Source organism: Bradyrhizobium sp. LTSPM299 (assembly GCF_000938235.1).
GTDB lineage: Bacteria > Pseudomonadota > Alphaproteobacteria > Rhizobiales > Xanthobacteraceae > Bradyrhizobium.
In genome coordinates this window covers 257,756-271,080 of the sequence record NZ_JYMU01000023.1, presented here as the reverse complement: position 1 = coordinate 271,080, position 13,325 = coordinate 257,756, and the positions used below count along the sequence as shown (strand labels likewise).

Sequence of the window (13,325 nt, the reverse complement as noted above, 5' to 3'; positions counted from 1 at the left end):
ATCAGCGAGTACTGAAGCACTCCGTCTCCAAGCAAGCTATTGATATTATTGTGAGTTCCGAACGGTGGCGAACAACGGAGAACAGTGTACTGGCGGAAGGGGTGCCCGTAGCTTTGCGTCGTCACGCGACGACACGAACAGACAGAAGCGCCACTACCGTTTTGATTGTCCACAAGTTTAGACGATCATGATCGCCACTAGCGATCAGGGTCAAAACGCAGTGGTGAACTCCGAATGGTGAGTGTCTAGCGTGGCGATTAACCAGCAAGGTCGCCATTCATGCACGGAACAACCCCTGAGAAACGCCAATCCAGTCCCCCAAAAAAGGGGCTGACACTCCGCACCATCCAAGCGCTTGTTCAAGCGGCGAAGCCGGGAATGTGGTCGCACGAACGCGGCCTTTGCCTTGCGGTCGCAAAGAGTGGATCGGCCTTTTGGGCGCTCCGCTATTCCACGAGGTCGGGCCAGCGTCGATTGATGACCCTCGAACAATACGAACCGATCGACGCCGCCAAATTGAAGGCGCTCGAATGGCAGGCGGCAGACTATCGCAAACAAGTCAAAGCCGGTCGCGACCCGTTAGCCGAACGCAACACCGCCGCTAACAAAACGATTGCCACGACGATCAGCCGAGCGACCGCTGATACATTCGAGGACGTCGCGCGCGAATACATCGCGCAACACAAAGATGGTTGGAAAAATCGCAAGCACCTCACCCAATGGCAGAACACGCTCGCAACATACGTCTATCCGAAAATCGGCAAGTTGCTACCGCACGAGATCACCACGAATGACGTTTTGGGCATCCTGCAACAACAACATGAGCGAAAGGGCAAAGCGGGCACCCTATGGACCAATGCGCGCGAAACTGCGTCGCGAGTAAGAAGCCGCATTGAAACTGTGATCGGCGCGGCGAAAGCCAAAGGCTTGTCCAACCCCGAAACACGCGATCTTTGGAACAATCACCACAATCCGGCGCGATGGGAAGATAACATGCAGCATTGGGTAAACGGCAAACAGTCCAAGAAACATTTCCCCGCCATGGATTGGAATGACGCTCCCCTATTCGTGCGAGAGCTACAGCAAAAAGCGGACTATTCGGCTAAGGCCCTTTTTCTGACTATCCTTTGCGCCGTGCGAACGAACGAAACGATCAACGCAATCTGGCCGGAATTCGATTTAGATGAGCGGATATGGACTATTCCGGCTGAACGGATGAAAGCTGGCGTTGACCATCGCGTTCCCCTGTCGAATGCCGCAGTCGATCTTCTAACCAATTTGCACAGGATCGATGGAAACCCATATGTGTTTCCGGGCATGAAGCCAAATAAGCCACTATCCGACATGGCAATGTTAGAAATGCTACGCGGAATGCGTGATGGTTGCACCGTTCACGGTTTTCGATCAACGTTTCAAGATTGGGCCGAAGATACGACACTCCATCCCGACACGATTGTAGATATGGCACTCGCACACGCGATAAAGAACAAAACAAAGAAAGCATATAGACGCGGCAATGCTTTCGAACGCCGGAAGGCGTTGATGCAACAATGGTGCGATTATCTCTTGAGTGATCCGCAATCTTATCGAGCGAATTGGGAAAAACTGGTTGCCTAGCCCGCGCGTCTACTACATCAAACATCTTTTCATTGTCTCTTACCGCCGACTCAGCCTTAACTTGCATCCGCGAACGCGAGAGCCTTCGGGATCGTCGGGTGATAAGAACATGAACTTCCAGCAACCGGCGCGCGATTCTGACCGCGCGCCACCTTATTCGTTTTATGTTGAACGCCTTTTTGATGCTGTGAAGCAGGTGGGGACGGCCAATAGTTCGGGTCTATTTGGCGGGCTTGTCGCGATCTATTATTTCGGCGCGAAATCTCACGATATTATGGACCTGCTAAAGTTGATCACGGCGGTGTACCTCGGCGGCGTCTTCCTGTTCGCGTTTTCCTACAGCAGCTTGGCCAGCTTCTTCATAAATCAAGAGCCATCGCTTTCGGGTAGTCCGGAATATGCGCCCGGCCCATGGCGATATATATTAGGTCTTGTGTTCGGGGCCTTCTCATTCGCTGCGTGGCTCATTGCTTCAGCAGCTTCTGGCTACGTTCTTTTCCTGCTCTAGGTTTTTTGCATGTCTCGAAACAGGATCGGTGCATAAGTTAGGGATGAGGCCCGTTCGCGGGTCTTTTTCTATTGGGGACTCTTGACGCACATGTGCGAACATGAGAGTTGCAAATTAGCCGCCTGATCGGATGACAGCGGCGTACGGGTCGGATGGCCTCAGCCGCAGGAAGAAAGCGGCGTTCGCGGGTGGATGCCTGCACAACCCCGAAGCCCGAAGGCATCCGCCATGTCCCCTGACACTACAATTCTGACCGTTAATCAGGTGTGCCAACGGCTCACGATTTCAGAGCCCACTTTGCGCCGCTACGCAAAGACTGTCAGCGACTTTCCGCGCAAAATCCCACTTGGCCCGCGCCGCGTCGGCTATCTCGCCAGCGATGTCGAACGGTACCTTGCACGGCGGTATGAAGCGGCAGGCAGCTCAACCAACGCCTAAATGGCCAGTCGTTTTGGTGAGCACCAACAATCCGTGAATCATTTCAAGACAGTAAGCAGTCAGTGCTTCCGCCGCACCTAAGAAAATGCCCGACGCGCTGATCAGAGCGAGCCGGGCAATAAGGAATACAGCAATGACCGATATAGCGCAGCCGATCGAGGCGCGCAACGCACCGTCGCGGCTTGATTACGCACGATGGCTGGCCTCTCTCGGGATCCACGTCTTTCCCCTCAATCCAGCGACGAAGCGGCCATTCGCGAACGTCGATGTTGCAGCCGCCATAGGATCGCCAGAGCCGCCCCAGGGCGAGGGCGGTCTTAAATTCGCTACCACGGACGGCGCCGCGATCGGAGCGTTGTGGACGCGCTGGCCAGACGCGTTGATAGGCATCCGAACCGGCAGCATATCCGGTCTATACGTTCTGGATGTTGACCGCAAAAACGACAAAGACGGTTTTGCAACAATCAACGCGAACAATTGGATCATTCCCAATACCGTTGCCACGCAAACGCCATCGGGCGGGGGACACTACTATTTTTTCGTTCCACGCGGCGATCAACGCCGTTGGAAAACTGACAGTGACCAAATAGGGATGGGGTTAGATCGCCGGGGTGAGGGCGGCTATGTCGTATGGTACGGTGCGAATTTGTCCCTTCAGTTGGCCGAACCACCAACATGGATGACCAGCGATATCCGAATTCAGAGCGAACTCGTACCGCACGAAAGTCGCAAGCCGCTCGGAACGGACAATGCGCCTAGTTTCGCCGATGCAACTAAGGCGCTCTATTCGACGATTCCGAACGAAATGAACTATGACGAATGGCGCAACATTTCATGCGCCTTCCGGCAGTCGGCATCCGGGCTTGGCGTCGATGATGCGATGATACGGCTGACATGGGATGGATGGTGCGCTCAATACGGAAAGAACAGCAGCGCGGACAATGAGAAGCTTTGGCGATCGATAGCAAATGGAACAGAACTTGGATGGTCCTATCTGGTCAGCAGAGCATCACCACAAGTCCGGGCTGAATTAATCTTTGGTCAACCGACAATCCCGCAGACGATCAACGGGGAAGTAATCACACCACTGGACGGTTACCAGAACATCATCGCAACGGCGCCGGAGGATGGTGGAAAAAGCACTCTAATCGAAATTGTAAAATTACTTCACGGCACGGTTAGTCTCGCATTTGATGAGTTTTCCCAAACAATATTCGCGATGGCGCCGCTACCGTGGGATCGCAGCGGCACGTTTCCCCGACCTTGGGCTGAGATTGACACCGTACATACGCAACTATTCGCGAACGCACTGTTTAAAACGCCGGGCAAAGACACAGCCTTTGACGCCGTAAGCATCATTGCCAACCGCAATCAATTCCATCTAGTGCGCGATTATTTGAACCGATTACAATGGGATGGTATTCAACGATTGCCCCAAATGCTGGCGCGGCATTTCGGAGCGCAGCAATCGCCGTACATCGCACAAGTTGGCACTCGCTTTATGATAGGTGCAGTCGCCCGCATCATGTGGCCCGGTTGCCAATCCGATCACGTGCTAGTTCTTGAGGGTTCGCAAGGAATTCAGAAGTCGACTAGCTTTCGCATTCTAGCCGGTAGTGATTGGTTTACCGATGAACTCCCCGACCTTCAATCGAAGGATGCAGCAATTCAATTAGCTGGGAAGTGGATCATTGAAGTCTCCGAACTCTCGGCGTTGAAGCGATCAGATGTTGAGACAACCAAAAAATTTATGTCCAGACGGATTGATCGGTATCGCGCACCTTACGAGAAAATAGCGAGCGATCATCCACGACAATGCCTGTTTGTCGCGACCACGAACGATGAAGGATACTTGAAGGATCAAACCGGCAATCGTCGATTTTGGCCGGTCAAATGCGGCACGATTGATATCAAAGCACTGCATGATGATCGCGACCAACTGTGGGCTGAGGCACTTGCGCGGTTTAATCGCGGCGAACAATGGTGGTTGACAGCTATCGAAGAAACAATGGCGCGCGCCGAACAAGAGGAACGTCGCGAAATCGACCCTTGGCACGATATTGTCGCCCGGCATTGCGTGGCAGTCGGCGGAATGCCGGTGAGCATGGACAACGTGTTCCGAGCATTGAACATGCCGTATGAGCGGCTGAATGCCGCCACGAACAAACGCGTTGCCACGATCTTGAAAGCGCTCGGATACCAGCGCCGACAGTTGCAGCGCGGCGGACCGTGGCTTTATGTCAAATAATGCATTTTGCATCCGCTGCATCCACTCCCGGACTAGATGCGCGCAGAGCCCCACAACGCTGTCCACAATTACGCAATTTATGGAGCGTTCTTGTACGCCTCCGATCATTTCTACTGGATGTAGTGGATGCACTGAATGAGACGCCTGAAAACCAGAGCGTTTTCTGCATCCACTATAAACCATCCTTGTGGATGTACCGGATGCGTCGTTTCTTCGGCGGATCACCCATCCGTCGGTTTCTATGAAATCATTTTAGATTTCGCGCGGTTCACCAAAGCCGCTGACCAATTACCCGTGTTGATATCGAGCCGAACCGATGCTCTTGCGGTTGATGATAGGGATGGTCGCCGCCGCTGCCCGGATCGCGCGAGCCAGCCCTCCCCAGATCGGACGCATCGGTGGAACGCGTGGGCGAGTTGCAGCCATGCAACTTATCAACAGTTAAGTTGCACGGTTCGTCAATTGCTACCGATCGAAATTTTCGCGGGCATCAATTCGCGATTATTGCCCGTATCAATTTGTAACGTCGCAATAGCGCCACGCATCACAAACATGACCATCGCAAAATTAATTGTAACTCACGTTTCGCAACGTGCGGCGGCGTTCCGCCGTGCCGGTGACGCCTCTCGACAACGCGCCATGGATGACTCATAGCAGCACGACGCGTCGTGAATAATTTGGCGTTCGGAGTGTTGCGCACCCCGCCATGTCGTTGAAAGGAACTGCCATGAGCGAAAAGACCCTTAAGCAAGAATTTCCATTGGTTATCGACACGTCGGGCGACAAAAAGCCATCTCAGTTCCGCGTAGACGATAACGAACGTGGTGTTGTGCTTACCGTTAACGCGAGCAACGGAACCGCCAGTTCCGTCTTGTTTGCGAAACTCGATGAGGCTTCACCGCTCGCGCAAATGACTGCGTATGCAGGCGAGGCTGCGAAAACGTTTGTTGCTGACGTTGCTGGCTTGCACGAACGTTTTAAAGGTGACGAACTGACCAACCGGGTACGCGGTGCGGCTGCCGCGCGCTTCGGCAAGACCTGCGGACAGATTCAGAATATTGGGCTCAAGGAAACCCGGGACGTGGCCACCTCGCGCGCCACGCTGACGGCTGTCGATCCGGCAACCATCGCAAACGCGCACCTACGCGCCGACGCTCTGGTTAAATGGAACGCCGCCGATCGAGCCGGGCAGGAAACCATCGCATCGTCAGACGCAACGTCATATGAAACGACGGCTGCTTTGATTGAGATTGGCGCGTTGTCGTCTGTATCCGATCGCGCGCGCGATGCTGCGATCGAACGTTATATGGCCCAACGTTGGCTAGCAAAATCTGGATCAACCGCTGCACACGAAATCCAGCCCAGCTTTGAGCGCCCGCTCGCAACCGGAGTGGATCACAGTGCAGCACGCGAGGCCGCCAAGCGCGAAATCGACAAATTGAACGCACGCAGCGAAGCAGTCACGAACGTCGAAGATATGTTGCGTCGAATTTGTGATGTTCTGTCGCTCGCAACCGATATGCCGCCGCGCGACATCTACAAAACGTTTGATCGCAAATAGTGACGAAATGGCCGGGCGGACAACATCGCCCGGCCATCAACACTGAGGGCTTTTCTATGAGGCGGGGGCGCCGTCCGGATTTTCCAAGCGTCGTCGTGTTGCGAGCGACACCGGAGATCGATGCCGCGACGCTGCAAAATTCTTTCAAACGTTCGAAATCGGTCTTGAGCCGTTGGAGATCGGTGGAGAACCTCCCCGTTGCGACACGTCGCGGCAACGAATGGTGGACACCCACAGCAGCGATTGCACAGTGGTGTCACTATCGTGAAATCAAGGTGATTTGGGTTTAGAGCCATGAGCGCGCAGAGCAACCTTGCCGTTATTCCCGGTAATTCAACGGGCACAGCTAAGGATGAACTCGGACGGTTTGTATCCGGGCCGGGCAACACCGGAAGGCCTCGCGGATCGCGCAACAAGCTGTCATCTGAAATGCTCGCGAGCATTAAGCAAATGGGGCCGGAAGCAATTGAGCGAGTTCGCGATACTTTCAGGGACAAAGACAACCCTTCGCATTGGAAAGCGGTGGAATTGATCTTGCGCTATTGCCTTCCACCGGCACGCACTGTGGAGCTAGACAATGCTGAACCCGAGACGATCAAGAATGCTTTTATTGATGGGGAGATGACCGCAGATGAGATTAAGTCAGCAGCGGCGGCGCTGGAGAAGTTGAAAAACGTCGCAAGTATGGATGACATTATGCGTCACTTGCAAGAACTAACAGCGTTCGCAAAGCAACAGCCAAACAAGTGACAATCGCGTCAATCAAGAAACAACTTGCCGCATTGAGGGCGATCGTCAAGCCCGCCAATTCACTGGTGGCCCGTGTAGAAAGATTGAATGACGAACATCGCAAGATTTACGACCGGTATTCCGAACGTATGGACGCATTCATCGCGCAATGTAAAGCCGACGTTACGCTCGATGATGATCTGGATGTGCGGATGTACGCGGCCGATTTGCAAGGCAAGAAACTGCCGACGTTACGCAAGGATGTAGCGGAGGCGCTTTATGACCCGATGCCGACGATCACCGCGACCATGACCGACACCGACGCCGCGCGAATTTATCAGGATTACTGTTATGCTGTTTTACGTTGAACAACCCAGCCTATACATTCTCGTCCTAAACGGAAAAATCGTCAAAATTCAGAAGGCACCACGCGCGAACGCTATCAACCCGCATGCAATCATCGTGCAATCACTCAACGTGACAACGGATCCAATCCACGTCAGCGCTGATGATTGTCTGTGCTTGGACGGCTTCGCCCTGACCGATGTAATGGCATGGTTATGGCACACGACCGGCTTGCGTGATGAAGCGTTCAACAATGCGTTTATGCGGCTATTTCCGAATTCGAGTGACATCAACGATATCACGCGCGCAGTGTGCCGCGTTGTGGCAGGCATTGAGCACACCGCTCCGGGCGATGCCGCTTATTTCTGCGCAAAGGTCCGCAACGGACACCCTAAAGAATTCGCGGAATTGCGTGAAGCTTTTAAACCCATCGGCTGATCTGACGGGCCGCCCATCAATCGTCAGAACATCGCAACAGAGGAACAACAAACATGGCAACAGCATTCACCGATGAACAACGCCGCGAAGCCGGGCTTTCACATCTCGATTACATGCGAGAGTTGTTGGAGAAGCACGGCGATGACGCGAAGCTAGAACTTCACAGCGATCATCTGCGCTCATTGCTTGCGGCTGCATCCCCCGACAAACGTTAAACGAATACCCCGGTGGTTGGTCGCGTACTCCCGGTTCGTGCAAGCCCCGGACACCTTGTCGGACGCACAAAGTTGTTCGGAGTGGCGCCAGGGCGGACGCCTCGTCCGCTGGTTCAGTTGCAATGACTCACGAACTAATGCCCACTCACCAAAACGTTTACCGGTTGACGTATTTGGCGCCACTTGCTCCGCAGGAGTGATGTACCAGGTTAGGCCTGGATGTCTGCTCTTGAACTCAGGCCGGACAACTGACGGGAACGCATCGGCATCGAATTTCGACCCAAAGCGGACGGAGACAACACGTTTCAACGGTTGAACGCGAGATACAAACCTATAAAACCGATTGCGACAATGACAAGCAATGCAACCCCGGCCATGAGTGAACTTGACCGGCGCGGAGGTGGAATTTCTTCCACGACGAGACCATCGCCAAACGCCTCTTTGAACTTTGCAAAGTGGGAGACCCTCAGTTTATGTTTGGCATGTCCATTGAGATAGATTCGGCAGAATGGATTGGGGCGGGGCGCATCGGTCCCGGCGGCCGGCCATCCATTGAGGAAGACGAGACCGGAGAGCAGCCGCGTCAAATCAGCGTGCGACATACCTAACAATTGCGTCTGATCGTTCGCAAACGATTCGAAGGCAAGCCTGGACAACTCTTTGGTAAAGGCATCCACAAATCCACCGAAGTTCTGATGGAGTTCGCCCTGGCTGAACCATGAGTGAATGACGAAGACCAGCAAGAACGGCGCGTTGCGCGCATACTGCCCTGCGAAACGTAACGGATAATCCCGGTTTTCCCGGGCGAGCGACAGAGGGTCGCTGGCGTGTGCCGAAATCGTGATTCTCCGCTGTTGCTGCGCACGGAATTCAAGAGAACCGCGCGTGGCCCGACCGGGGCCTTGCAACTCGCTCAAAAGCGCGGAGAATCCGGTATGGTCGTGCAAGTCCTGAAGCATATCGATCGACACGTTCCAATCGCCCTCGATCAGGACGCTTTTGCCCGGAAGCTGAGTTTCCAACCGCTCCCGCAAGAGCTTGAGTTTGTGTGCAACGAATCCAAAACCTTTGACGTCGAAGTAGGCCTTCGTTTCGCCCGCCAGTGACACCTGCCCGTCGAGGGTCGAGCCGTTAAAATTGACCACGTCCGTTTTTGTCAACGGGACCTGGGCTACGAAATCAACCCCCGCATCTCCGAACCATTTGTAGGCCATCACCTCGCTGAACGCGCCGTATGTCTTGCGGAAGGTGAGTTCGCCCAACAAAACGCGGATGGCAGACTCGGCCATCTTACCTTGCAGAACGTCGATAGCATCTACGACGATCGCATTGTGCGGCGGCGAATTCGCGACGTTGAACGCATCGCTATCGGAGAAAACTGACTGCCCGCCCTCGCGCGTGACGTAAGCCACGTCCTTCTGCGTTCCACTCAGGCCGTAACCGTGGATGGTGCTACTTAAACGCTCAAGCTCTTTGAGCCACTGGACGCGTGTATCAACCATGGAGAGCCTCCACCAGAAAGCGCCACTATCTAGACGGCCCGGGGATGCGCGCCAGAGCGGACGAACGGCGGACCCATGCTCCGCCGTTCGATTTGAAATGGTTCATAAGTTGCGGTCACTCACCAGAGCAGCTAACCGTTAGCGCTGGGCGGCCGCAGTTATTTGACCGCGCTTCCCAACTCTTGGACCTGCTCAATCTCTAGGACATATTTTTCGAGCTCGCGGTTGAGTGTGGCGCCCCCATCGCCGTGATGAATAAGCCTATGGCAGGTCGGACAGACCGCACCAACGGACTGGGGATGATCTGGGCCTCCATCTGCGACTCTCTTGATGTGGTGCGGCTCTAAATACGCAGTGCCGTCACTCCTCAGGAATGGCGCAGGTTTCTTGCACGCTTCGCAATGCCCGTTTGCCCGCTTCAGAACGTAAGCCTTCACTTTGGCGCTACGGGCGTAATAGGTTCGTTGTGACTCTTTTGATGGGACCTTCGGCGTTGCGGCCGCAGCGAGCGCTAACAAACGGAGCTCGTTCAGCGATTTGTCTCGAAGATTTACTTCAATTGGTTCCACATGCGGGGCCGGCCCACTGTCCGGGACCGGAACAAGCTCAAAGACGATTGTGTTTCGTTGTTGTCTGTCGCGGTCTGGAGCCTTGACTGTTTCCCAACCCGCAAACGCAAAACAGCCCATGAAGCGATAGTTTCCCTTAGTCTTCATGGCCTCAAAGAGCAGCAGGTCACGGCCATCGGCCATGTGGTCACGGATTGCGCGATTGCCGCGAATAAAAGTCATATCGCCTTTTTGACCTTCTCCGGTGTAAACAAAGACCCCGTCAGGTCGCCAGCCATCTGAATAGCCAAATTGCTCGCCCGATTCTCCGGTGAATAGAAAAACGAACGGACAATCGCCAGGGGTAGCTATGCCACCGCGCTCTTGGCCGCCAAAAACTTGATGAATGTCATTCTGGCGATGGTAGACACTTCCAACTTCGAACGGGATGCCCAGGGTAGGGGTGTCCGAAGGTTCGAGCACTTCAAAACCTAGGTCGCGCAGACGTCTAGCTACGGTCTTGTCGCCTCCGCTAAATTCGTTGGCCGAAAGGGTCTGAAGACCAGCGACATGGCCATGCGCGGCGCCGGCAATTGCCTTGCTGTCGTAGTTGCTTCCGTTGTGGCGGAGGAAATAGCCGCGGGACTTGCCGTAGCCGTACCTCTGCAAGAAGGCATCGCGCCCAATGTTGTCGAATTCCGTGATCGCTTGCCGGATTGCATCAACCGTTAAATCAGAAAGCGCCAAGGTGTCCCCCATCCCAAAACCGCAGAGTCTAGCCGCGGCGGCTGTCTTAATTGTCAGTCCTTATATTCAATTGAGAGCCAGCGCGGAAACATCATCCGTAATCTGCGTTGAAACCGTTCGACATTTTTCACTGCTCACCAGCACTACTGACCATTTGGTGTGAAAACTCAGCTTAAGCCAAAATCGCGGAGGCCTTCGCAGTTGGAAGTTCATCCCACGTTCGCCCGTCCAACACCCGACCGGTTTGCTTCTTTTGCACTCCACCCCACTGCTTAAAGTGGAAGGCAACGCCCGCGTCTACGCATTGATCCCGAATAGATCGTACCCAATCCGGGTCCATCGGACGCGCGGCTGGACCGCTTTCGCCGCCAGCGATAGCCCAGTCGATGCCTTCAAGATTTAAGTTTTCAAGTGGACCAAGCAACGGTTCGAGGCTCAAGAACTTAATGAATGCCGGTGTCGAACGCAGATGGTCAATTCGATCGGTATATTCATTGTTTTCGACGCTTACTCCCATCCAAACGTTATTCGGCCACGGAATCTGGTTCGCAACACTAGCGAGCCGTTCTGCACGTTTGGTCAAAATTTGAAAGGTGTGGTGTCGAGCACGTTGCATCACATCAAAAACTTTGCCGATGAACTCCAGTGGCACGTTCTCGTGGAACAAGTCCGACATCGAATTGACGAAGATGATTTTTGGGGTCTTCCACTTCAGCGGTATGTTTAAGGCGGCATCGTCTAGAACGATTTTGCCATTCCACTTAGCGCGGCCACCGGTCACGCGAGTGGTGCCCGCGTATTTTGGTTGCCCCATCGCTTCCAATCGGCGAGCAAGGCGCATTGCGTAGCAGTTCGTGCAACCCGGTGACAGGATCGTGCAACCAGCAACTGGATTCCACGTCGCCTCAGTCCATTCGATTGGTGAATTGGTGGCCATCGTGAAACTCCTATTTAAACGTTACTTTGACGTGTTCAGCGAAAGTAACGATGCCTTTTCGCTTGGGTCGCTCCGCTGCTGGCGGATCAGCCGTAATTTTTCCTGCCGCTTCTAACTGCCTGAGGGCTTCCTTGTAATTTTTGTCCGTGTATGGAGTATCGACAGAGTGGTCCTCATAGATTTTCCGCATTGTCAAAGTTTCGCCGGCATATACCTTTGGTAAGTCGATTAGTAGCTTGTCAAACGGCTGAGCGAGCGAGAACAAGAGGGGAGTGGAAGCGTCTGCCGGGGAGTATGTGAATGAAGCAACGCCCTGATCATCAGTCGAGCTTTCGCCCGCCATGATCCCTTTCATGATCTCGTAGCCTTTAAAGTGCTTCGATACGAAGATCAAACTATGCGAGGTTCGCGCACCACGCTTGAAACGAAAGGGCAGCACAAATTTTCCACCCATGCCTTTGATCGCCTGTGATAGCTCTTCAAGGATAAGCGTCTCACGCTCATCAGGCGATTTTCCTTCGATCTTCTTGCGCAGTTCATCTGCACGTTCAACGCCGAACAGAGCGTCCATGTGTTTCTTGACCAAGTGGTTCGAAAGACCGGCATTGATGCGTCCATAGTTGAAGAAAAAGACGCAATCGCATCCCCAATCTTTAATGACGCCATTTACGATTTTGAGCGACAGCCCCTTATAGCCAAACGGATCAACGAACGTGAACGAAGGTATCAATCGGTTTTCGGAAAGTTCCTTTTCGGTGTCGGCACCAATCTCGCCACAGTTCACGGTCGGCTTGTATTTCAGCTTCTCTATGCCGGGCAGCGCGTCGATTTCTGCTTGCAATGTCGCTGTATGGTTTCCATCCGCGTCGTTGAAGATAGTCACCAACATGTCGCGCATGTTCTTATCTTCGATAGCGTGCTCCAACACGAGCAGCGGCGTTGACGCAGCGCCATCCTTGTAACGTCCGGGTCCAGCATAAAGATCGATGTACGCAATCTTGCCTCCGTGCAGTTTTGCGCTCGGTATGATCACGTTGGCCCACGCGTAAAAGTATTTCTGGATAATCCTCGCTTTAGTTTCCGATTGATCCGATCGTTCATCAAAAAATTTCGCACCTGCCAATGGAGTTGTCCTTGCACAGCTTCGGGTGGATACGTCCCCAGCATGCACGTTACCCCGCAGATTCGACACGCACTATATCGTTCACGTTTTGTTCTGTCTAGGCAGTTAGGCCTTGGCTCCCCTATGCGCAAGCTACGGTATTGGTTAGTAGCTTTTGGTGAGCCAAAACCGCCCAATCCTGAAATCATTGGCTTTTTGGTCTTGACTGGCGGAAGGGGTGGGATTCGAACCCACGGTACCCTTGCGGGCACGCCGGTTTTCAAGACCGGTGCCTTAAACCACTCGGCCACCCTTCCAAACCGTTGATATAATTTAGTTATTTATCTTGCTTCCAGCTCTCATAAATCGGCCCGGTAGCCATTATTGTAG

At 53.8% G+C, this 13,325-nt stretch carries 14 protein-coding genes and 1 tRNA gene; 10 read left to right on the top strand and 5 right to left on the bottom strand.

Annotated features, from left to right (window positions below):
- The first annotated feature begins 279 nt into the window (after window positions 1–279).
- The 10 genes from UP10_RS15520 to UP10_RS45245 all read left to right on the top strand — a co-directional run bounded on the left by UP10_RS15520 (window position 280) and on the right by UP10_RS45245 (window position 8,099).
- On the top strand, window positions 280–1,617 hold the full coding sequence (locus UP10_RS15520; protein ID WP_082077137.1) for a tyrosine-type recombinase/integrase: 1,338 nt from the start codon (window positions 280–282) through the stop codon (window positions 1,615–1,617).
- 109 nt (window positions 1,618–1,726) lie between these two features.
- A complete protein-coding gene (locus tag UP10_RS15515; protein ID WP_044588174.1) occupies window positions 1,727–2,125 on the top strand; it encodes a hypothetical protein in 399 nt (132 codons plus the stop codon).
- A 192-nt stretch (window positions 2,126–2,317) separates the two neighbouring features.
- Window positions 2,318–2,563 (top strand): AlpA family phage regulatory protein, encoded by a 246-nt coding sequence (locus UP10_RS46665; RefSeq protein ID WP_082077136.1) that lies wholly within the window; start codon window positions 2,318–2,320, stop codon window positions 2,561–2,563.
- Window positions 2,564–2,696: 133 nt separating this feature from the next.
- Complete coding sequence (locus UP10_RS42085) at window positions 2,697–4,811, top strand: VapE domain-containing protein (protein WP_050043694.1); 2,115 nt, start codon at window positions 2,697–2,699, stop codon at window positions 4,809–4,811.
- 135 nt (window positions 4,812–4,946) lie between these two features.
- The gene (locus tag UP10_RS44280; protein ID WP_156180018.1) at window positions 4,947–5,465 is read left to right on the top strand and encodes a hypothetical protein; all 519 of its coding nucleotides are present in this window, start codon (window positions 4,947–4,949) and stop codon (window positions 5,463–5,465) included.
- A gap of 73 nt (window positions 5,466–5,538) precedes the next feature.
- Entirely contained in the window at window positions 5,539–6,372 is an 834-nt protein-coding gene (locus UP10_RS15505) for a hypothetical protein (RefSeq protein WP_156180014.1), read from the top strand.
- Window positions 6,373–6,666: 294 nt separating this feature from the next.
- Window positions 6,667–7,122, top strand: a complete 456-nt coding sequence (locus UP10_RS15500) for a hypothetical protein (protein ID WP_156180010.1) — start codon at window positions 6,667–6,669, stop codon at window positions 7,120–7,122.
- Window positions 7,119–7,469 carry a hypothetical protein gene (locus UP10_RS15495; RefSeq protein WP_044588171.1) on the top strand — a complete coding sequence of 117 codons (351 nt, stop codon included), beginning with the start codon at window positions 7,119–7,121 and terminating at the stop codon, window positions 7,467–7,469. Before UP10_RS15500 ends, UP10_RS15495 begins: the two co-directional genes overlap by 4 nt.
- Window positions 7,453–7,884, top strand: coding sequence for a hypothetical protein (locus tag UP10_RS15490; RefSeq protein ID WP_044588170.1), 432 nt, complete (start codon window positions 7,453–7,455; stop codon window positions 7,882–7,884). Before UP10_RS15495 ends, UP10_RS15490 begins: the two co-directional genes overlap by 17 nt.
- 53 nt (window positions 7,885–7,937) lie before the next feature.
- Window positions 7,938–8,099 carry a hypothetical protein gene (locus tag UP10_RS45245; RefSeq protein ID WP_197086821.1) on the top strand — a complete coding sequence of 54 codons (162 nt, stop codon included), beginning with the start codon at window positions 7,938–7,940 and terminating at the stop codon, window positions 8,097–8,099.
- 305 nt (window positions 8,100–8,404) lie between these two features.
- On the opposite strand, the gene UP10_RS15485 is transcribed toward UP10_RS45245, so the two are convergent.
- From UP10_RS15485 to UP10_RS15465, 5 genes are all read right to left on the bottom strand, one after another.
- On the bottom strand, window positions 8,405–9,601 hold the full coding sequence (locus UP10_RS15485) for a hypothetical protein (protein WP_044588169.1): 1,197 nt from the start codon (window positions 9,599–9,601) through the stop codon (window positions 8,405–8,407).
- A gap of 158 nt (window positions 9,602–9,759) precedes the next feature.
- Complete coding sequence (locus tag UP10_RS15480; RefSeq protein ID WP_245321749.1) at window positions 9,760–10,896, bottom strand: HNH endonuclease; 1,137 nt, start codon at window positions 10,894–10,896, stop codon at window positions 9,760–9,762.
- A 172-nt stretch (window positions 10,897–11,068) separates the two neighbouring features.
- Window positions 11,069–11,833, bottom strand: coding sequence for a DUF5131 family protein (locus UP10_RS15475; RefSeq protein WP_044588168.1), 765 nt, complete (start codon window positions 11,831–11,833; stop codon window positions 11,069–11,071).
- A gap of 10 nt (window positions 11,834–11,843) precedes the next feature.
- Window positions 11,844–12,956: a three-Cys-motif partner protein TcmP gene (locus UP10_RS15470; protein ID WP_044588167.1), complete on the bottom strand. Its 1,113-nt coding sequence runs from the start codon at window positions 12,954–12,956 to the stop codon at window positions 11,844–11,846.
- Between the two features lie 206 nt (window positions 12,957–13,162).
- A tRNA-Ser gene (locus UP10_RS15465) sits at window positions 13,163–13,252 on the bottom strand.
- Window positions 13,253–13,325 lie beyond the last annotated feature (73 nt).